General features: G+C 72.2%; 18 protein-coding genes. 8 read left to right on the plus strand and 10 right to left on the minus strand.

Translation table 11 applies throughout. The features are described from left to right. Positions 1 to 16 precede the first annotated feature (16 nt). A complete protein-coding gene (locus tag AC0AIB_RS11970) occupies positions 17 to 1,306 on the minus strand; it encodes an adenylosuccinate synthase (RefSeq protein WP_328341433.1) in 1,290 nt (429 codons plus the stop codon). Positions 1,307 to 1,429: 123 nt separating this feature from the next. On the opposite strand from AC0AIB_RS11970, the gene AC0AIB_RS11975 reads away from it, so the two are divergent. Next, positions 1,430 to 2,506, plus strand: a complete 1,077-nt coding sequence (locus tag AC0AIB_RS11975; RefSeq protein WP_465096669.1) for a hypothetical protein — start codon at positions 1,430 to 1,432, stop codon at positions 2,504 to 2,506. 79 nt (positions 2,507 to 2,585) lie between these two features. Continuing rightward, positions 2,586 to 4,451 (plus strand): MinD/ParA family ATP-binding protein, encoded by a 1,866-nt coding sequence (locus AC0AIB_RS11980; RefSeq protein WP_465096670.1) that lies wholly within the window; start codon positions 2,586 to 2,588, stop codon positions 4,449 to 4,451. Between the two features lie 87 nt (positions 4,452 to 4,538). Here the strand turns inward: AC0AIB_RS11980 and AC0AIB_RS11985 are convergent, their stop codons facing one another. Continuing rightward, the gene (locus tag AC0AIB_RS11985) at positions 4,539 to 4,967 is read right to left on the minus strand and encodes a DUF3151 domain-containing protein (RefSeq protein WP_465096671.1); all 429 of its coding nucleotides are present in this window, start codon (positions 4,965 to 4,967) and stop codon (positions 4,539 to 4,541) included. 309 nt (positions 4,968 to 5,276) lie between these two features. Between AC0AIB_RS11985 and AC0AIB_RS11990 the strand changes: the two genes are divergently transcribed. Further along, complete coding sequence (locus AC0AIB_RS11990) at positions 5,277 to 6,482, plus strand: LOG family protein (protein ID WP_465096672.1); 1,206 nt, start codon at positions 5,277 to 5,279, stop codon at positions 6,480 to 6,482. Positions 6,483 to 6,558: 76 nt separating this feature from the next. Here AC0AIB_RS11990 and fbaA read toward each other — a convergent pair whose 3' ends face one another. Together fbaA and AC0AIB_RS12000 are read right to left on the minus strand one after the other, a co-directional pair. Further along, complete coding sequence (gene fbaA, locus AC0AIB_RS11995; RefSeq protein WP_328341443.1) at positions 6,559 to 7,581, minus strand: class II fructose-bisphosphate aldolase; 1,023 nt, start codon at positions 7,579 to 7,581, stop codon at positions 6,559 to 6,561. Positions 7,582 to 7,725: 144 nt separating this feature from the next. Further along, the gene (locus AC0AIB_RS12000) at positions 7,726 to 8,109 is read right to left on the minus strand and encodes a phage holin family protein (RefSeq protein WP_328341445.1); all 384 of its coding nucleotides are present in this window, start codon (positions 8,107 to 8,109) and stop codon (positions 7,726 to 7,728) included. Between the two features lie 125 nt (positions 8,110 to 8,234). Here AC0AIB_RS12000 and AC0AIB_RS12005 point away from each other — a divergent pair, with 125 nt between their 5' ends. From AC0AIB_RS12005 to AC0AIB_RS12025, 5 genes are all read left to right on the plus strand, one after another. After that, the gene (locus AC0AIB_RS12005) at positions 8,235 to 8,447 is read left to right on the plus strand and encodes a hypothetical protein (protein WP_328341447.1); all 213 of its coding nucleotides are present in this window, start codon (positions 8,235 to 8,237) and stop codon (positions 8,445 to 8,447) included. 90 nt (positions 8,448 to 8,537) lie between these two features. Then, the gene (locus AC0AIB_RS12010) at positions 8,538 to 10,082 is read left to right on the plus strand and encodes an LPXTG cell wall anchor domain-containing protein (RefSeq protein WP_465096673.1); all 1,545 of its coding nucleotides are present in this window, start codon (positions 8,538 to 8,540) and stop codon (positions 10,080 to 10,082) included. Positions 10,083 to 10,191: 109 nt separating this feature from the next. After that, complete coding sequence (locus AC0AIB_RS12015) at positions 10,192 to 11,646, plus strand: 3' terminal RNA ribose 2'-O-methyltransferase Hen1 (protein WP_465096674.1); 1,455 nt, start codon at positions 10,192 to 10,194, stop codon at positions 11,644 to 11,646. Further along, positions 11,643 to 14,156: a polynucleotide kinase-phosphatase gene (locus AC0AIB_RS12020; protein ID WP_465096675.1), complete on the plus strand. Its 2,514-nt coding sequence runs from the start codon at positions 11,643 to 11,645 to the stop codon at positions 14,154 to 14,156. Before AC0AIB_RS12015 ends, AC0AIB_RS12020 begins: the two co-directional genes overlap by 4 nt. A 258-nt stretch (positions 14,157 to 14,414) precedes the next feature. Next, positions 14,415 to 15,266: a DedA family protein gene (locus tag AC0AIB_RS12025; protein WP_328348978.1), complete on the plus strand. Its 852-nt coding sequence runs from the start codon at positions 14,415 to 14,417 to the stop codon at positions 15,264 to 15,266. A 179-nt stretch (positions 15,267 to 15,445) separates the two neighbouring features. On the opposite strand, the gene AC0AIB_RS12030 is transcribed toward AC0AIB_RS12025, so the two are convergent. The 6 genes from AC0AIB_RS12030 to AC0AIB_RS12055 form a co-directional block, all read right to left on the minus strand. After that, a complete protein-coding gene (locus tag AC0AIB_RS12030; RefSeq protein WP_007454255.1) occupies positions 15,446 to 15,823 on the minus strand; it encodes an ArsR/SmtB family transcription factor in 378 nt (125 codons plus the stop codon). A gap of 57 nt (positions 15,824 to 15,880) precedes the next feature. Next, positions 15,881 to 16,420: an orotate phosphoribosyltransferase gene (gene pyrE, locus AC0AIB_RS12035; RefSeq protein ID WP_328341455.1), complete on the minus strand. Its 540-nt coding sequence runs from the start codon at positions 16,418 to 16,420 to the stop codon at positions 15,881 to 15,883. Between the two features lie 167 nt (positions 16,421 to 16,587). Further along, a complete protein-coding gene (locus tag AC0AIB_RS12040) occupies positions 16,588 to 17,397 on the minus strand; it encodes an SDR family NAD(P)-dependent oxidoreductase (protein WP_328341457.1) in 810 nt (269 codons plus the stop codon). Next, entirely contained in the window at positions 17,394 to 17,978 is a 585-nt protein-coding gene (locus AC0AIB_RS12045; RefSeq protein WP_465096676.1) for a hypothetical protein, read from the minus strand. The genes AC0AIB_RS12040 and AC0AIB_RS12045 overlap by 4 nt, the downstream gene beginning before the upstream one ends. A gap of 73 nt (positions 17,979 to 18,051) precedes the next feature. Further along, positions 18,052 to 18,900: a hypothetical protein gene (locus AC0AIB_RS12050; protein ID WP_328341461.1), complete on the minus strand. Its 849-nt coding sequence runs from the start codon at positions 18,898 to 18,900 to the stop codon at positions 18,052 to 18,054. A 153-nt stretch (positions 18,901 to 19,053) separates the two neighbouring features. Beyond that, the gene (locus AC0AIB_RS12055; RefSeq protein ID WP_328348979.1) at positions 19,054 to 20,037 is read right to left on the minus strand and encodes a hypothetical protein; all 984 of its coding nucleotides are present in this window, start codon (positions 20,035 to 20,037) and stop codon (positions 19,054 to 19,056) included. Positions 20,038 to 20,065 lie beyond the last annotated feature (28 nt).

The following is a 20,065-nucleotide window of genomic DNA, read 5'->3' on the forward strand; positions in this document are numbered from 1 at the left end:
GGGTGGGGGTGGGGGGTTAGGGGAGGAGGGGGTGGCGGATCACGTTTTCTTCGCGGCCGGGGCCTACGCCTACGACGCTGACGCGGGTGCCGGTGATCTCTTCGATTCGGGCGATGTAGCGGCGGGCGTTCTCCGGCAGCTCGTCCTCGGTGCGCGCCTTGCTGATGTCCTCCCACCAACCGTCGTGCTCTTCGTAGATCGGGGTGGCGTGGTGGAAGTCGGTCTGCGTCATCGGCATGTCGTCGAAGCGTTCGCCGTTGATCTCGTACCCGATGCAGAGCGGGACCTTGGGCAGGCCGGTGAGCACGTCCAGCTTGGTGATGACCAGGTCGGTGACGCCGTTGAGGCGGCAGGAGTACCGGGCGACGACGGCGTCGAACCAGCCGCAGCGGCGTTCCCGGCCGGTGGTGGTGCCGTACTCGTGGCCGACCTTACGCAGGTGCTGGCCGTTGTCGTCGAACAGCTCGGTCGGGAACGGGCCGGACCCGACCCGGGTGGTGTACGCCTTGCTCACCGCGATGACCCCGGTGATCGCGGTCGGCGGGATGCCCGCGCCCACGCACGCCCCACCGGCCGTCGGGTTCGACGAGGTGACGAAGGGGTACGTGCCGTGGTCCATGTCGAGCATGGTGGCCTGGGCGCCCTCCAGCAGCACCGTCTCGCCCCGGTCCAGGGCGTCCCAGAGCATCACCCGGGTCTCCGCGATGTACGGCCGCAGCCGCTCCGCGTACCGCAGGTATTCCTCGACGGTCTCGTCGACGTCGATGGCCTTACGGTTGTAGACCTTGAACAACAGCTGGTTCTTCTCGCGCAGCGCGAGTTCCAGCTTCTTGCGCAGGATGCCCGGGTCGAGCAGGTCCTGGAGCCGGATGCCCATCCGGGCGACCTTGTCGCCGTAGGCCGGGCCGATGCCGCGCCCGGTGGTGCCGATCCGGGCCGAGCCGAGGTAGCGCTCCACCACCCGGTCCAACGCCCGGTGGTGCGGCATGATCAGGTGCGCGTCCCCGGAGATCCGCAACCGGGACACGTCCACCCCGCGCTCGGCGAGCCCGTCGATCTCGGCGAGCAGCACCTTGGGATCGACCACCACCCCGTTGCCGATGACGATCATGGCACTCGGGGAGAGCGCCCCCGACGGCATCAGGTGCAGCGCGTACTTCTGCCCGTCCGGGGTGATCACCGTGTGGCCGGCGTTGTTGCCGCCGGAGTAGCGCACGACGTAGTCGACCCGCTCACCCAGCAGGTCGGTAACCTTGCCCTTGCCCTCGTCGCCCCACTGAGCACCGATGAGCACGATCGCTGGCATCTTTTCCGCCTCCAGAAGGCTCGGGTGCCAGGTGGCGACCGGTTGGCGAGCCCGGGGTGTCAGGCTAACAAGTAGGGACGGCGTGGCCGGCAGGGGTTCACGTCGGAGGTCAGGAGGCCCGGTTTGTACGACGTGGTGCTGCTCACCCTCGGCTCGGAGCGGGACGCTCCAGGTGGGGGCTGCGGAAGCGGCGACGCCTGCTGCGGCGGCACCTCCGACCCCGCCGGGAAGCCGCCCGCCGCGCAGCCCGACGCAGGCAGCCAGACCAGCAGAGACCACCGGACCAGCACAGGCAGCCAGACCAACACGGGCGGGGAGCGCTGTGCGACGCCGCGCGTCCCGGTGCTGGCCTGTGCCGACGAGCTGACCGCCCGGGGTGCCCGGGTGGAGACCGTGACCGCATACTCCGACGCCGAGGTCGACGAGGTGCTGGCCCGGCTGGACGCCCCGGCCCGTCCCGACGGCCTCACCTGGCCCGACCCGGACAGCAAGGTCCGGCTGGTCGTCGCCGCCGCCAGCGACGCCCAGCTGCGCGCCGTCGTGCGTCGGCTGGTCCGCCGGTACGCCCCACCGCCGAGCCGCCGCCCGGCCGAGCTGGCCGGCAACCGTACGGTGCCCGATCTGCCGCCGATCGGGGTACTCCCGCTCGATCCGGCCCGGGGTGGCCCGCACCGGGACCTGGTCGCGCAGCTCGGTCTGCCCCGGGAACCGGCGGCGGTGGCGGCGGCGGTGCTCGACGGCGGCGTACGCCGACTCGACCTGCTGCGCAACGACGGCGGCTCGGTGACCCTGGACGGCGCGTTGCTCGGCGCGGCAGACGACGCGGGCCGGCCGCTGCACTGGCGCGGCCGGGTCGAGGTGGACGACGCGGTGCTCTCCGACGGCACCGACCCGATCCTGGCCTGCGCGATCGGCAATGCCGGCGGGTACGCCACCCTCGACTCGCTGCCCCTGCTCACCGCCGGCGACCCGGCCGACGGGCTGGTGGAGGTCGCGGTGGCCGTTCCCGTGCCGGCCCGCTCCACGTTGGGTAGGAAGAGGAAGATCCGGTACGAGGTGCGTCGGGCCCGGGGCCGGGCGGTGGCCGTGATCCCCCGCGACGAACGGGTGCCCTTCCTCGACGACGGCGTCGAGGGTGAGCTGAGCCGCAAGCGGTCCTGGTGGACCGAGCCCGGAGCCTGGGCGGTCTACCAGGGCTGACCACCACCCGCGTCCGTCACCCGGCGTGACGGGACCGGGACGGCCTATCCTCGGCGGGAGGAATGGGGGAGGAGCCGTGGTGGACGACAACGCCGACCGGGCAGGACTGCCCGGCCAGCAGCCGGTGCCGGAGCGGGACATCGAACCGCTCTGGCCGCCCGACCCGGCCGATGCGGTGCCGCACTGGGCCGGCGAGCCCGCGCCGGTGTACCCGCCGACGGCGTACCCGTCGCTCGCCGCGGAGGTCACCCCGACGCCGCCCGACGGTGGTTGGGCCCCGCCCGGGTACGACGGTCAGCTGGATCTCGATCTGCCGTTCACCCTGGACCCGTCGCTCGCCGGCCCACCGTCGCCACCCGCCGGGCCTGCCCCCGGGCCTGGTCAGGCGACGCACACGAACCCACCGAACGGCCTGGCTCACTTTGTCCCACCGGCCCGTCCGGGCCACGGGAGCGGCCTGACCGACGGGACCGACCCGACCGAGTCGGATCTTGAGGGGTCTCCACCCTCGGCGGGGCCTGAACCTCCCGGGATCCGCGGGACCGGCCCGGATCCGACGTCGGATGCGACGGGCGTGGCGGCGGTGTCGGCACCGCACGCCGGCCGGGGCGAGTCGCCGTGGGCGCTGCCGCCCCAGCGGCTCTCGGGCGGTGCCGATGAACCCGGCAGAGCCGAAGGTCCGCGCCGGGCCGAGGTGGTGCCCGCTGCCGCCGTTCACCCCTACCCGGCACCCACCGCACCGCCGCCGCTCCCGCCCACCTCGCCACCAGCACTTCCCGCCGCACCCGGCCCGACCGCCTCGGCACCGACCGGACCAGGGCCGGTGGATCCCGGATCGACCCGCCCGGAGTCGACGGGCGGGACAGGACCGGTGCCGCCCCCGCAGCAGTCACCGGGGGGTTGGTACCGACCCTCCTGGCCGGAGCAGCCGGCCCCGGTCGGGGCGACCCCACCGGCCAGTCCCGACCCCGCGGCCCTGACCGGATACCCGGAACTGGGCTGGTCGCCGGAGAGCGGGGTCGCGCCGACCGCCGAGGACTTCGCCCGCCGCCGGCAGATCCGACCGGCCGAGCCGATCGCCACGATGGGCGTACGGGCCATGGTCAACCGGATCGGGCTGGTGAAACTCCCGCCGGGGCAGCACGAGCAGGAGTTGAAGCGGGACATCGAGATGGTGCGCCGCAACTTCGGCGGGCTGCGCCAGGTGACAGTGGTCAATCCCAAGGGCGGGGCCGGCAAGACCGTGGCCATCCTGCTGCTCGCGATGACCTTCGGGCAGAAGCGCGGTGGCTACGTGCTGGCCTGGGACAACAACGAGACCCAGGGCACCCTGGGCATGCGGGCGCAGCAGGACTTCCACTCCCGTACGGTCCGGGACATGCTGCGTGACCTCGGGCAGTTCCAGGGGCCGCACGGCCGGATCGGGGACCTGTCGCAGTACGTCCGCTCGCAGGGCGAGGGGATGTTCGACGTGCTCGCCTCGGACGAGTCGGCCACCGGCGGCGAGATGCTGACGGCGGCGGCGTTCGCCGAGATCCGCGAGGTGGTGAGCCGGTTCTACAAGCTGATCTTCGTGGACACCGGGAACAACGTCCGGGCGCAGAACTGGCAGGCCGCGATGGACGCCACCGACCAGTTGGTGGTCACCATGTCGGCCCGTAACGACTCGGCCGAGACGGCCGCCCGGATGCTCGACCACCTGGAGCAGAGCGGTCGGCACCGGCTCGTCCGGCAGGCGGTGACTGTGGTGTCGATGCCGCCGTCCCGCAAGGAGATCGACCTGCCGGCCATCCAGGAACACTTCGCCGCCCGGACGAGGGCGGTGCTGCTCGCGCCGTACGAGCGGCTGATCGACACCGGCGAGCCGATCCGTTACGGCGGGCTCTCCTCGGCCACCCGGGACGCCTGGCTGAAGATCGCCGCGGCGGTGGCCGAGGGGCTCTGATCGGCCCGGTCAGCAGCACGACGACGGGAACCGGCGTCACCGGCCCGCCCCGGACGACTTCGGGGCGGGCCGGTGACGACCGGCAGGTCAGGCGCTGGCGAGAGCGTCTCCGGCCGCCGGGTCGCAGTCGCGGAGGAACTGGGCGCACCGGGCGGCCTCGTCCGCCTCGCCGATCTCACCGGCGGCCCGGGACAGCACGTACAGGCAGCGGAGGAAGCCCTGGTTCGGGGTGTGCGACCACGGGACCGGGCCGTGCCCCTTCCAGCCGCTGCGCCGCAGCTGGTCCAGGCCACGGTGGTAGCCGGTGCGGGCGTACGCGTACGCGGCGATCACCTGGCCGCTGTCCAGGGCTCGGGTGGCCAGCGCCGCCCAGGCCGCGCTGTGGGTGGGAAAGCGGGCCGCGACCTCGGCGTACGCCTCGTCGGTGCCCTTGTCCGCGGCGGCGGCCAGAGCGGCGTCCGCCTCTTCGTGGACGGGCAGGAGGGTGGCCGGAGGCTCAGGCAACAGGTTCTGCATCGCCCCATTCAACCCGCTTCGCCCTGCGCCGCGCGAGGGGGTCGGGTGCATACGGTGGCTGAACGGTGGAGGTCTACGTCACGCCCGGGACCCTGTCGGGTGAACCCTCGGCCCCACCGGGTGAACCCTCGGCCGACCGTACCGGCCCTGCGGCCCATGCCGCCCGAAGATATTTTCCACTACAACTATTGGTCCGGAGCCTCCCCAGGAACCGGTTACGCAGGAGCCCGGTGACCTCGGTCGCCGGGCTCCTGTCGTCGGTGCCCCGGCCGCCGCGCGGCGGTGGCGGGGTGGGGGCAGGATGACGGGGTGCCGACCCCACCTCCCGCGGACGTCATCGCGCCGCACGACACCAGTCATGACGAGATCGAGACCCGGGCCGAGTTCGACAGGCACCTGGTCGCCGGCAGCCTCGCCGGGTTGACCGTGCAGGGGCTCCGCCTCGACCTCGATCCGGTCCCCGACCTGACCGCCACCGAGGTGGCGGGCACCCTCTTCGTGGGTTGCCGGTTCGCCGGCCGGGAGGTCGGGGCCGACCTGGTCCGGCGCGGGGCGAACGTCGTGCCGCCCTTCTCCGGCCTGCCGTACCCGACCCAGCCGGCCCACCTCTACACCCCGGCCGACCTGGCCGAGGGGTTCGCCGACGCCGGCTTCGCCGGGATGTACGACACCCGGGTCTACCAGCACTTCCGCGCCCACGGCGGGGCCCTGCCCGACGTGAAGGAGGCGCTCGGCCAGCGGCTGCACGACCACGGGGTGGACAACGCCCTGGCCGACGCGACCCGGACCTGGCTGTCCACCCACGGGCCGCAGTCGGTGGTGGGGGTTATGGGCGGGCACGCGGTGCCGCGCGGCAGCGTGCCGTACCGGATGGCGGCGGTGCTGGGCTGGGAGCTGGCACGGGCCGACCGACTGGTGGTGACAGGTGGCGGCCCCGGGGTGATGGAGGCGGCCAACCTGGGGGCGTTCCTGGCGGCCTGGCCGGCGCGGGAGCTGGACACCGCGATCGACCTGCTGGCGGCGGCCCCCGACTTCACCGACCACGACCGGTACACGGCCACCGCGCTGGCGGTCCACGAGCGCTACGCCGCCGCCGTGCCGCAGCAGCGCGGCCCCGGCCTGGACTGGGCCCGCTCCGGCGGGCTGGCCATCCCCACCTGGCTGTACGGCCACGAGCCGGCGAACCTGTTCGCCGGTCGGATCGCCAAGTACTTCTCGAACGCCATCCGGGAGGACACCATCCTGCGGCTGGCCCGGGGCGGGATCGTCTTCGCCCCCGGCCGGGCCGGCACCGTGCAGGAGGTGTTCCAGGCGGCGACGAAGACGTACTACGGCACGGACGGGGCGAGCGGGGCGTACGTCTTCCTGGACCGGGCGTACTGGACCCGGGAGCTGCCGATCGAGTCGTTGCTGCGGCCGCTGTTCGCCGGGTCGCCGGCCGGTGACCTGTCCGCCAGCATCCACCTCACCGACGACGTCCACGAGGCCGTCCGGGTGCTCACCGCGACCGCCTGACGCCCGTCCCGGCCACCGCCGTGACGCCGACGGCCGGCCCCCGTGCGGGGGCCGGCCGTCGGCGGGCTACGAAAGGTCACTTCATCCGGGTGCCGGTGGAGCGCAGGTGCTCGCACGCCTCGGCGACCCGGGCGGCCAGACCGGCCTCGGCCAGCTTGCCCCAGGTACGCGGGTCGTACTGCTTCTTGTTGCCGACCTCGCCGTCGATCTTGAGTACGCCGTCGTAGTTGCGGAGCATGTGGTCCGCGACCGGCCGGGTGAAGGCGTACTGGGTGTCGGTGTCGATGTTCATCTTCACCACGCCGTAGTCGAGCGCCTCCCGGATCTCCTCCAGCAGCGAGCCGGAGCCGCCGTGGAAGACCAGGCTGAGCGGCTTGTCCTTGCCGTACTTGGCGCCGACCGCCTCCTGGATCTGGTTGAGGATCTCCGGGCGGAGCTTGACGTTGCCCGGCTTGTAGACGCCGTGCACGTTGCCGAAGGTCAGCGCCGCCATGTAGCGGCCCTTCTCGCCCAGGCCCAGCGCCTCGACCATGGCCAGGCCGTCCTCGACGGTGGTGTAGAGCTTGTCGTTGATGGCGTTCTCGACGCCGTCCTCCTCGCCACCGACGACGCCGACCTCGATCTCCAGGACGATCTTGCCCTTGGCGGCCTCGTCGAGGAGCTGGGCGGCGATCTCCAGGTTCTCCGCCACCGGCACGGCCGAGCCGTCCCACATGTGCGACTGGAACAGCGGCTCCTGGCCGTTGCGCACCCGCTCCTGGGAGATGGCCATCAGCGGCCGGACGAACCCGTCCAGCTTGTCCTTCGGGCAGTGGTCGGTGTGCAGCGCGACGTTGACCGGGTACTTCTTGGCCACCTCGTGCGCGTACGCGGCGAACGCCACCGCACCGGTCACCATGTCCTTGACGGACGGGCCGGACAGGTACTCGGCACCACCGGTGGAGACCTGGATGATGCCGTCGCTCTCCGCGTCGGCGAAGCCCTTCAGCGCAGCGTTCAGGGTCTGCGACGAGGTCACGTTGATCGCGGGGTACGCGTACCGGCCGGCCTTGGCCCGGTCCAGCATCTCCGCGTAAGCCTCGGGGGAAGCGATGGGCATGTGAAAAGCTCCTTAGTTACCGCTCTCGGCCGCGCTGGCCGCTGACTTCCATCGGTGCGCCGGACCGCGCTGTCCACCGTCGGCAGTATCCCGCAGGAGGCGACGGCGGGCACCACCGCCCCGGCGACCGTCCACCCGTCGGCCTCACCGGATCTCCCGACGGTCCGGCACGGCGATGCTGATCAACCAGGTCACCACGGCCATCACGATGGCCCCCCAGAAGGCGGCCCAGAAACCGTCCACCCGGAACGGCAGGTCGAGGGCGCGCGCGAGCCGATCGGTCAGCAGGAACAGCAACGCGTTCACCACCAGCGCGAACAACCCGAGGGTGAGCAGGTAGAACACGCACCCGACCACCTTGATCACCGGCTTGAGGACCGCGTTGACGACACCGAAGATCAGCGCCACCACGAGCAGGGTGAGGGCGGTGTTCGCGCCGTTGCGGCCGGTGACGTCGACCCCGGGCACGATCAGCGTGGTGACCCACAGCGCGATCGCCGTGATCACCAACCGGATCAGGAAACCCACCGACCCATCCTGACACCGGCCGGCGTTCCCGGTGGGACGTTCCCGCGTTCCCGCGCCCACCGGGCGACCTGCGCCACCAGCCCGTACGGTGGGGTGGACAGGCCACCGGAAACCAGGGAGGGACGATGGGTCAGCCCGACGAGGACTTCACCCCGAGCGACCACCTCGACCCGGAGGAGCGCGACCCGGAGGCCGAGCCGGCCGACGCGGTCGAGCAGGCCGCCGTGATCGGCCCGGACGAGACCGACGCCGAGCCGCACCGGGGCCTGGAGGTCGCCGACTGGGACGCGATGGAGCAGGCCCGGGTGGTCACCGCCGACGAGGACGACTATCGCTGAGGGACGGGCACGCCGATCACTCAGCAGAGTGACCCAAAAACCGTGAGGTACCTCTAAGCTGCGTGGGCCCACCCCCACTGGGAGGACCCCATGATCGAGCGTTCGCATCGGCGCTGGCTGGCCTGGATCGGCGTCGCAGGCGTGTTCCTCACCGGCACCGCCACCCCGGCCCTCGCCGCGCCCACGGTCGAGATCCGGCCCTATTTCCAGGACACCACCCTCGCGCCCCGCTCCCCGGGCGCCTCCCGCGTCCTGATCCTGTACGCCGACCGACCGACCGCGCTCTCCGACGTCTCCGTGCGGTACGACTACCGCTCTCTCGCCGGCAAGATCACCGTCGCCGCCGAGCGGGCCATGGACTGCACGGCCCCGGAGCCGGGCGTCCTGGTCTGCAAGGAGCCCGACGGCATCGACATCACCGAGGGACTACCCGGCAGCGGGATCTACCGGAGCGGCACCGAACCGGTACGCATCACCGCCACCGACGAGGCGATGGTCGGCGACTCGGGCGACGTCAAGGTCGACCTCCTCGTGGCCGGCCAGCGACGGGGCAGTTACACCTCCCGGATCCGCGTCGGTGAGGGCGTCGACCTGGCCGGCGGCCCGGACACCAGCCACTCCACCCCGCCCGGCGGGAAGGTCGCAGTGCCACTGGTCGTGGCGAACGTCGGCGACAAGGCCGTGGCGGGCTTCGCGGCTGTCTTCGACCTCCCCTACGCCGTCCTGGCCCCGGGCCGGTTCAGCAACTGCCTCTACAACGATGATCGCCTGTTCTCCTGCCAGTTCGACGAGGAGATCCCGGCGGGCGGGCGGCTCGCGACCACGTTGGACCTCCGGCTCGGCAAGGACACCTATGCGCCGAGCACCCAGTCCGCCTCGGCCTACTTCATGACCAGGGCCGACTTCGAGGACCTGTACCGGGTGCAGAAGGAGGCCGGTGCCCGGGCGGCCATCCCCGGCAGCGGCCCGAGACTGGCCCTGACCGACGCCTCGACGCAGTCGCGGCACGCCGACCAGACCGACGTCGGTCCGGGCAACAACTACACCTCGTGGTCCATCAAGATCACCGGCAGGAACGGCACCGACCTCGTGGCGGTCGGCGACACGGTGCAGGGCGGGGCCGGCGCCGTCGTCACGGCGACCGTCGGCTTCCGGAACAACGGCCCGGCCACGCTCGACAGGGTGAACGGCGACTACGAGGCCGCCACCCACACGGTCGTCGAACTGCCACCGGGCACCACCGCCACCGAGGTCCCGGACAACTGCGGGTTGCGGCGGGGCACCCGCACCTACCAGTGCAGCTCGGGCATGCTCCTGCTGAACGGCAAGAGCTACACCATGGACTTCCGGCTACGCATCGACAGGGTCGTCCCGAACGCCCGGGGGGCCGTACACGTCAACGCACCGTGCGAGTGCCCGGGCAGCGTTGGCTTCGCCGATGACCTCAGGCCGGCCAACGACCGGGCCTGGCTCACGGTCAACCCGGCCAGCGGCCAGGGTGCCGGTGACGACGGTGGCCTGCCGGTCACCGGCGTGCCGACCTCCCTGTTCGCCGCTCTCGGTGCGCTGCTGCTCGTGGTCGGTGGCGGCGGCTACCTGATGTCCAGGCACCGACGGACCCGCTTCGTCGCCTGACCGGCCTGCCCCGCCGGGCCCGCAGCGGGCTCGGCGGGGCCCGCGTCGTGGGCCACGGCGGGACGTAAACGGGACGACGGAGGATCGACGGCCCTGGCACCCTGGGGCCGTGCTACTCACCCTCACCACGACGCACCGGCCCGCCACCGACCTCGGATACCTGCTGGTCAAGCATCCCGACCGGCTCCACTCCTTCGAGTTGCCGGTCGGCGCGGCGCACGTGTTCTATCCCGAGGCCGACGAGCAGCACTGCACAGCCGCCCTGCTGGTCGACGTCGACCCGCTGCGGCTGACCGGCGAGGGCCGGGGCAGGGGCCGCGCCCCGGAGAGCTTCAGCCTCGGCCAGTACGTCAACGACCGGCCGTACGCCGCGTCGAGCCTGCTCTCCTCCGCGCTGGCCAAGGTGTTCCGCTCGGCCCTGCGCGGCGAGTCCCGGGACCGGCCGGAGCTGGCCGCCGCGCCGATCCCGCTCCAGCTGCGGGTGCCGGTGCTGCGCTGCCGGGGCGGTGCCGACCTGGCCGCCCGGATGTTCGCCCCGCTGGGCTGGGCGGTGACGGCCGCCCCGATTCCACTCGACGACACGCACCCGCAGTGGGGCGACAGCCGCTACGTCGATCTGACCCTCACCGGCACGGTACGGCTCGCCGACGCCCTCAACCACCTGTACGTGCTGCTGCCGGTCCTCGACGACGCGAAGCACTACTGGGTCGCCCCGGACGAGATCGACAAGCTGCTCCGAGCGGGTGCCGGCTGGCTCGCCGACCACCCGGAGCGGGCCGTCATCGTCCGCCGCTACCTGGCCCACCAACGAGCCCTGGCCGGGGAGGCCATGGCTCGCCTCGCCGCGCAGCAGCTGGCCGACGAGCCACCCGCCGACAGCGTTACCGAAGCCGAACGCGAACAGGCCCCTCGCCAGCCGTCGCTGGCGCTGCGCCGCCGGGAGGCGGTGCTCGCCGCGCTCACGGCCAGCGGGGCGACCCGGGTGTTGGACCTCGGCTGCGGACCCGGTGCGCTGCTGTCCGCCCTGATCGGCGACCGGCGCTACACGGAGATCGTCGGCACCGACGTGTCCACCCAGGCGCTGACGCTCGCAGCCCGTCGACTGCGGCTGGACCGGCTGCCGGATCGGCAACGGGACCGGGTCCGATTGTGGCAGTCCGCCCTGACGTATCGGGACGACCGGCTACGCGGGTACGACGCGGGGGTCCTGATGGAGGTGATCGAGCATGTCGACCCGCCACGCCTACCGGCGCTGGAGGATGCCGTATTCGGCCAAGCCCGGCCCGCCACCGTCGTGGTGACCACACCGAACGCCGAGCACAACGTCCGCTACGAAGGGCTGGGAGCGGGCCGGTTCCGGCACCCCGACCACCGTTTCGAATGGACCCGGGTCGAGTTCGCCGACTGGGTCGACCGGGTCGCGGCGGCGTACGGCTATGTGGCCGAGATCCGGGGCGTCGGTGACGACGACCCCGAGGTGGGCCCACCCACCCAGCTTGCCGTGTTCCGCACCGTGGGGACGGGAACGACCGTCGGGACGGGCACCCGGGAGGTAGCCCGATGACCATCCTCGACATTCCCGAACTCGCCCTGGTGGCGCTGGTCGGCGTCTCCGGCTCGGGCAAGTCCACCTTCGCCGCCCGGCACTTCGCGCCCAGCCAGGTGCTCGCCTCGGACGCGTTCCGGGCGATGGTCGCCGACGACGAGAACGACCAGTCCGCCTCGGCCGACGCGTTCGGGGCACTGCACCACGTGGCGGGGGTCCGGCTGCGGCGGGGCCGGCTCACCGTGGTAGACGCGACGAACCTCCAGCCGCACGCCCGCGCCGGTCTGGTCAAGGTGGCCCGCGAGCACGACGTGCTGCCGGTGGCGATCGTGCTGGCCGTGCCGGAGACGCTGGCCTGGGAGCGGACCCAGGCCCGCGCCGACCGGACGCACGGCCGGCAGGTGCTGGCCCGGATGCAGCGCGACCTGCGCCGGTCGTACGGGCAGTTGGACCGGGAGGGGTTCCGCAGGGTGCACGTGCTGCGCGGGGTCGAGGAGATCGACGCGGCGCAGGTTCGCCTCGACAGGCTCCACAACGACCGGCGGGAGCTGACCGGGCCGTTCGACATCGTCGGTGACGTACACGGTTGCCGCCAGGAGCTGGAGTCGCTGCTGACGCGGCTGGGTTACCTGCTGCACCGCGACGACGCGGGTCGCCCGGTGGACGCGGCGCACCCGGCTGGTCGTACCGCCGTCTTCGTGGGTGACCTGGTGGACCGCGGCCCGGACTCCCCCGGCGTGCTGCGCCTGGTGATGGGCATGGTGGCGGCCGGGCACGCGATCTGCGTGCCGGGCAACCACGAGCACAAGTTGCTGCGCAAGCTGCGTGGTCAGGACGTCAAGCTCACCCACGGCCTGGCCGAGACGATGGCGCAGCTCGACGCCGAGGACCCGGCGTTCGTGACCGGGGCGGCGACCTTCATCGACGGCCTGGTCAGCCACTTCGTGCTGGACGGCGGCCGGCTGGTGGTGGCACACGCCGGGCTGAAGGAGGCCTACCACGGCCGCGCGTCGGGCCGGGTCCGCTCGTTCGCGCTCTGGGGCGAGACCACCGGCGAGACCGACGAGTACGGCCTGCCGGTGCGCTACCCGTGGGCACGCGACTACCGGGGCTCGGCAATGGTCGTCTACGGGCACACCCCGACCCCGGTGCCGGAGTGGGTGAACAACACCATCTGCGTCGACACCGGTTGCGTCTTCGGCGGGCAGCTCACCGCGCTGCGCTACCCGGAGAAGGAGCTGGTCTCGGTCGCCGCCCAGCGGGAGTGGTACGCCCCGGCCCGGCCTCTGGTCAGCCCGCCGGCCCGCCCGGACACCGTGCTCGACCTGGCCGACGTGACCGGGCGTCGGCACCTGGAACACGCCTACGGGACGCTGACCGTGCCGGCGGAGAACGCCGCCGCCGCGCTGGAGGTGATGAGCCGGTTCGCGGTGGACCCGGGCCGGCTGGTCTGGTTGCCGCCGACGATGGCACCCTGCTCGACGTCGACGGTGGAGGGGTTCCTGGAGCACCCGACGCAGGCGTTCGACGACTACCGGGCGGCCGGTGTGGAGCGGGTGGTGTGCGAGGAGAAGCACATGGGTTCCCGGGCGGTGGTGCTCGTCGAGCAGGAACCCGGCGCGTTCGGCGGCGGGGTGGTGCACACCCGTACCGGCCGGCCGTTCTTCGGGTCGCCGCTGGACGGCGAGCTGCTGGACCGGGTCCGGGCGGCGGTCGGCACGGCCGGCCTGTGGGACGAGCTGGGCACCGACCGGCTGCTGCTGGACTGTGAGCTGCTGCCCTGGTCGGCGAAGGCGGGTGGGCTGATCCGCGAGCAGTACGCCAGCGTCGGCGCGGCCGGGCGGGCGGCGTTGCCGGCGGCGCTCGCCGCGCTGGACGCGGCGGCGGCCCGGGGGCTGCCGGTGGACGCGCTGCGGGACCGGATGACGGCCCGCCGGGCGGAGGTCGAGGGCTACTCGGCGGCCTACCGGGCGTACGTGGCACCCACCGAGGGGTTGCGCGGGGTGACGCTGGCGCCGTTCGCGGTGCTGGCCGGGGCGAAGGTGACCTTCACCGACCGGGAACACGGCTGGCACCTGGCGCTGGCCGACCGGCTCTGCGCGGCCGACCCGGAGTTCTTCACCCCGACCCGACGGCAGGTGGTGGAGCTGGCCGACGCGGCAGCGGTGGCGGCGGCCACCGACTGGTGGCTGGCGCTGACCGGGGACGGCGGCGAGGGGATGGTGGTCAAGCCGTACGCCGGCCCGGCGGCCCGGTCGGCACGGGGCTCGCTGCTCCAGCCGGGCATCAAGTGCCGGGGCCGGGAGTACCTGCGGATCATCTACGGCCCCGGGTACACCGAACCCGCCCAGCTCACCGCGCTGCGTCGCCGCTCGTTGGGGCGCAAGCGGGGCCTGGCGCTGCGCGAGCACGCGCTCGGCCTGGCCGCCCTGGACGCGTACGCCGCCGATGTCCCGCTGTGGCGGCGGCACGAGCTGGTCTTCGCCATCCTCGCCTGCGAGTCGGAGCCGGTCGACCCCCGGCTCTGACGGTCGGCGACACCCCACTGCGTCCACACGGCACGGCAGACCGTGGCCGTTGCGGTGGAGTCGCCAATCGTTCGGCCCATTCGGCTCGCTGCCCGCCGTAGCGGGGCGGTGACCGCCCGAGTTGTTCCGTACGCTACGCCACGACTGCCTCCACGTCCGGGGGGTGAGATCCCGGCCGAAGGGACGAGTGCCGCGACCGGCCCCTTCGCGGGCTCGGTATGGTGTGTGGCCGTGGACACAGGTGAGAAGACCCGGATGATGACCGAGACGGTCGCGCTGAATCCGCTCGACCCTAAGGATCTGCTCCAGACCTTCGGTCTGGTCGGCGTGTGGGTGATCCTCTTCGCCGAGACCGGGCTGCTGGTGGGGTTCTTCTTCCCCGGTGACTCGCTGCTCTTCCTGGCCGGGGTCGCCGCCTCGCCGGTGGCCGACGCGATCTTCGGCAGCGGCACCCGGCTCTCCCTGGTCGGACTGCTGATCGGTGGGCCGCTCTGCGCGATCGCCGGCGCCCAGCTCGGGCACTGGCTCGGTGCCCGCTACGGCCGGCGGATGTTCGAGCGCCCCAACTCCCGGCTCTTCAAGAAGGAGTACGTGGAGAAGGCGGAGTTCTACTTCCAGAAGTTCGGCCCGGCCAAGGCCGTGGTGCTGGCCCGGTTCATCCCGATCGTGCGGACGTTCCTCAACCCGGTGGCGGGTGCGCTCGGGATGCCGGCGAAGCAGTTCTTCCTCTGGAACGTCGTCGGCGCGATCCTCTGGGTGGACGGCATCCTGCTGATCGGCTACCTGCTCGCCGACCAGATCTACAACGCCATCGGCGACAAGATCGACAGGTACATCCTGCCGGTGGTCGCGCTGATCATCCTGATCTCGGTGCTGCCGATCTTCTTCGAGTTCCTCCGCGACCGGAAGGCGCGTCGGCGCGGTGAGGCAGTCGCCGTGGTCGCCGCCGCGAGCGCGGTGGGGGCGGTGGAGGCCGTCCGGGACACCGTCGAGCACCACCACCACGACCAGCCCCGGCAGCCGCACGACCAGCAGTTCCCACCGCAGACCTACGGTCAGTCCCCGCCGCAGGACGGTGGGCGGTACCCGGAGCACGGTCAGGGCCGCTGACCGGCGGACGACGAACGGCCGGTCCTCGGGGAGAGGACCGGCCGTACGCGTACACGTACGCCACCGCGGGCACGGTGGTGGATCAGCGAACTGACCGGTGACGGACAACCGTCACCACCCGATGACGCCACCCCTGGTACGCCATCGGACGTCGCCCCTGGCCGGGACGACGGGTGCAGTCAGCGGGCCTTCTTGGTGGCCCGCTTGCGCGGCGGCGTGAGGAGGTCGGCGATCGTGGCGATCGCCGACGGCACCAGCCGGTAGTAGGCCCACACACCACGCTTCTCCCGCTCCAGCAAGCCGGCCTCGGTGAGGATGCGGAGGTGGTGGCTGACCGTCGGCTGCGAGAGGCCGAGCGGCGCGGTGAGGTCACACACGCACGCTTCGCCCTCGGGCGCCGACTGGATCAGGCTGAGCAGCCGCAGCCGGGCGGGGTCGGCAAGGGCCTTGAGGACCCCCGCCAGCCGCTCGGCGTCGGCACGTTCGATCGGCTCGCCGGCAAGCGGCGAGATCTGAGGCATGGTCATTTCAGCCAACGCAGTTCCCACGTATTCCATCCTTCCACCAGCAGCATCGATCCGCCTGCATATCAGCAGATCCGAATCGGCAAATTTTCACGCCACAAGGCCGAGGTCAGCCAACGTATAGGCCGCCCGATACGGCAGTCCGGCGGCTCGTACCACGTCGCCGGCGCCGCGATCGACGACAACCGCCACGCCCACGACCTCCGCCCCGGCCTCGCGTAGTGCTTCGACGGCCGTCAACACACTGCCGCCCGTCGTCGAGGTGTCCTCCACCGCCAGTACCCGCCGGCCGGCCACCTCAGGACCCTCGATCCGCCGTTGGAGACCATGCGCCTTGCCGGCCTTGCGGACGACGAAGGCGTCCAGGGGGCGGTCGGTCTCCGCGGCGGCGTGCAACATCGAGATGCCGATCGGATCGGCACCCAGGGTCAACCCACCGACCGCGTCGTAATTCCAGTCGGCGGTCAGCTCGCGCATCACCCGACCCACCAGGGGAGCGGCCCGGTGATGGAGAGTCACGCGACGCAGATCGACGTACCACTCCGCCTCCCGCCCCGAGGAGAGCACGACCCGGCCATGGACCACAGCCAGGTCAGTGATGAATTTACGCAGGTCGTCGTGGTCCCCCATGGCGATAGAGGGTACTGCGCAAGTCTGTGCGTCGTGTGTGCGCCCCACCCGGATCGACCACACGAGCGACCGATGACTGGCGATGGACCGCTACGCTGCGCGACCGCACCGGCAGAGTTGTGGTTCGATGTCAGGCCGTCCGGGCACGGTCCGGCACCGACGAACAGTCATCCCCCGGTCGGATCGACCCGTCCCCGCCGGTCCCGGAACGCACCGCGCAACAGCCGTCGCGGTATGTGCCGCAGGCTCGCCACGGCCAGCTTGTACTTCCAGTCGGGAACGCTTACGGTCTTGCCTTTCCGCAGGTCACGTAGGGCCTCGGCGACCACGTCGTCGGCCCGCAGCCAGATCCACCCCGGCATGCCGGACATGTCGATGCCGGTGCGTTCGTGATAGCCGGTACGGGTGTAGCCGGGGCAGAGCGCCATCACGTGCACGCCCGACGCGCGTACCGATTCCCCGATCGACTCGCTGAAACTGGTGACCCAGGCCTTGCTGGCCGGATAGGTGGAGCCCGGCATCACCGGGCCGAACCCGGCGACCGAAGAGACATTTATCACTGTCCCATCGCCGCGGCTGGTCATGGGTCCGAGGGCCGCAAGAGTAAGCCGCATCACCGCGTGCACATTCAGCCGGAGCAATCGGGTCTCGTCCGCGACGGTGGAGCGCAGAAACGGCCGGCTGAGGCTGGTTCCCGCATTGTTGACCAGCAGGTGCACCGGGTCGCCGGTGGCGAGCCGCCGTTCCACCCGGGCACTACCGTCGTCGGTGGACAGATCGGCCGCAAGGGTCTCCACCCGGTTGCCGTACCGGCCGGTCAGCTCGGCGGCGGTCGCGTCGAGCCGGGCGGCGTCCCGGGCCACCAGGATCAGCTCCCAGCCCTCGGCGGCGAGGTGCCGGGCGAACGACTCGCCGATCCCGGCGGTGGCACCGGTGATCAACGCGGCGCGGCCCGCAGCCGTTCGGTCGGCGGTCACTGTTGCTCCTCAGCTCTGCGGCGGGCGAACCAGGCGTTCGCCGGCGGCAGGGCCAGCAGCGCGGCCACCACCAGGTAGCCGAGGGCCTGGCCCGCCGAGACCCCCGCGTTCGCCGGGACCCACCAGGACGGGTAGGCGTCGCCGAGGGTGCCGAACAGGTCGGCCACGCCCCGGTCACCGACGCCCAGCCGCAGCGGCCTGGCCCGCTGACCGACAAGTGTGACAAGTGCGCACCCACCGGCGAGCAGGCCCAGCCCGCAGACCACCCAGACGCCGATCCTGGCCGCCCGCCGTCGGGCGAGCAGCCCACCGGCCAGGCCGACCAGCAGCAACCCCACCAGCACCGTCAACATCGCCGCGCCGATCGTGCCGAGCCTCAGCAGCCGGACCACGCCGTCGACGTCGCCCGGGTCGGCGGCGGTGCCGGTGGCGGCGGCCCGGAACCTGTCGATCGTGCCGCCCAGGGCGAGCAGGGTGGTCACGGCGTAGACCCCGGCGACGAGCGCCATCAGCCCGAGCAGCGCCGCCGCCGTGGTGACGGCGACCGGCCGGCGAACCGGCACCTGATCCGGGTACGACACGACGATTCCCTCCGGTAGGCGTCGGTGAGCAACCTACTCGGAGGGAATCGTCGATGTCGCCGTTACGCGCCCGTCAACTGCCGGCGGGGCGCTGCGGGTCGTCCGGTCCGCTGCCTCCGGCGGGCCGGTCCGGCTCCCCACCCGACGGCGGCTGCCAGGACGAGCCGTCGGACGGCTGCGGCTGGTCCGGCACGCCAGGGGTGGACGCCGACGACGGACCGGGCTGACCCGGGGCCGACGACTGGCCGGGGGCACCGGCCTGCGGGTAGCCGGGCGTGGCCGGGTAACCCGGGGTCGCCGGGTAACCCGGGGCGGCCGGGTAGGCGGCACCGGGAACCGGCGGCTCCCAACCACCCGTCTTGGGCTTGCGGAAGAACTCGTTGGACTTCGGCAGGGCGAGCAGGATAAGCGCCGCCAGCAGGGCGAGCAGGCTGAGCACGCCGAGCAGGGTGCTCACCGGGTTGTACCAGGAGGGCAGCACGGCGTTCATGCTGCGCTCCAACTCCTCGGCGCTCGGCGCGTCGCCGGAGGTGGAGCCGGCGGAACCGCTGAAGCCCGCGGCACCGTTGACCAGTCCGCCGCCGACGCAGCAGACCATGATGCCGCCGACCACCCAGGTGGCGATCCGGCTGCCGTTCTTGCCCCGGTTGTTGAAGATCGCCAGGACGACGAGGGCGATCGCGATCAGCAGCAGGACCGCGGACGCGCCGACGGCGAAGACCACCACGGCGGTGCCGAGCCCCTCGACCTCGCTCGCGGTCCCCTGGAACGCGTCCTCGAACGCCTGGCGGAGCTTGCCGCTGATCGACAGGGTGAGGATCAACCCGATCAGTTGGAGCGCCGCGAACAACATCAGCAGATAGCTGGAGAGTGTCACCAGACCCGGGCGGGTCCGGGCGGGCGTGCTGTGGGAATCGACCATGATTCTCCTTCCTAGATCACCGCACCACGGTAACGTCCGCAGTCCCGTCGCACCGGGTACGACGGAGCCGTACCCGATGATCGACCTGCCGAATCATCACCGCGCCGGGCACCGGTCCGCGACCGAACCGGATCAGTCCGCCTGCTCGCCCGGTCACGACTCGCGGACCAGTCGACGGTGTTCGGCGGTCACCACGGCGAGCAGGAGCAGGTCCACCGCGAGCCCGGTCACCGCGTCGAACTGGTTGACCGTGAAGTTGAAGATCTGCCCGAACAGCAGGTCGACCAGGAGGGCCAGCTTGAACAGCCGGAACGCGGCCCGCCGGTCGTGGCGGAGCAGGAACGCCGCGCGGATGCTCAGCACGGCGGCGACCAGCGCCGAGGCGGACACCCCGAGCACCGCGCCCCACTCCCCGGCCTGGTCCAGCTCGCCGGCCACCCCCTCGGTCACCACCCCGACCACCGTCGCCACCGGCTCGACGACCAGGTAGGCCACCACCAGCAGGACCACCCAGCGCTGGGCGGTCAGCCGGATCAGCGCGGCCCGCAGTCGGGCCACCCAGGGCTGCCAGAACCGCTGCGGCGGCGGTTCCCGGCGCGGCACCACGTCGAGCAACGCGGACACCGCCGACTCGACCTCCGGGCCGGCACCCCGGACCAGCCGCAGGGTGGCGATCCGCCGCCGGTCGGTGAGCCCCCGGCCGACCCCGCCGACGATCACGTCCAACGCGTTCGCCACCCGTTCCCCCGGGGTCAGGCGCAGCCGGTCGCGCAGCGCCTGGGTGATCACCACCAGCAGGGCGAAGACGGCGTAGATGATCCCGGCGGCCGGTCGGTAGAAGTAGTTGGTGCCGGCGGTGACGAACTTGCCGACCTCGTCGATGAAGAGCCCGAAGCCGACCCCGGCGAGCACCGCGCCGGTCATCCGGGCGGCCCCGCCCAGGAAGACCAGCGCCACACCCAGGCCGACGGTCATCAGCAGACCACCCCAGAGCACGTGCGCGATGTGCAGACCACCGCCGCCGAGCTGCGGGTAGCCGGTGGCGCGCAGGAAGGCCCGGGTGACCAGCACCGTCGCCACCCCGGACAGCACGAATGCCTGGAGGTACGCCGCCGCGTCCACCGCACGCGGTGGCAGCCGGCGGCGCGACGACGGTGACACCTGT

The organism is Micromonospora sp. DSM 43699 (assembly GCF_055517075.1).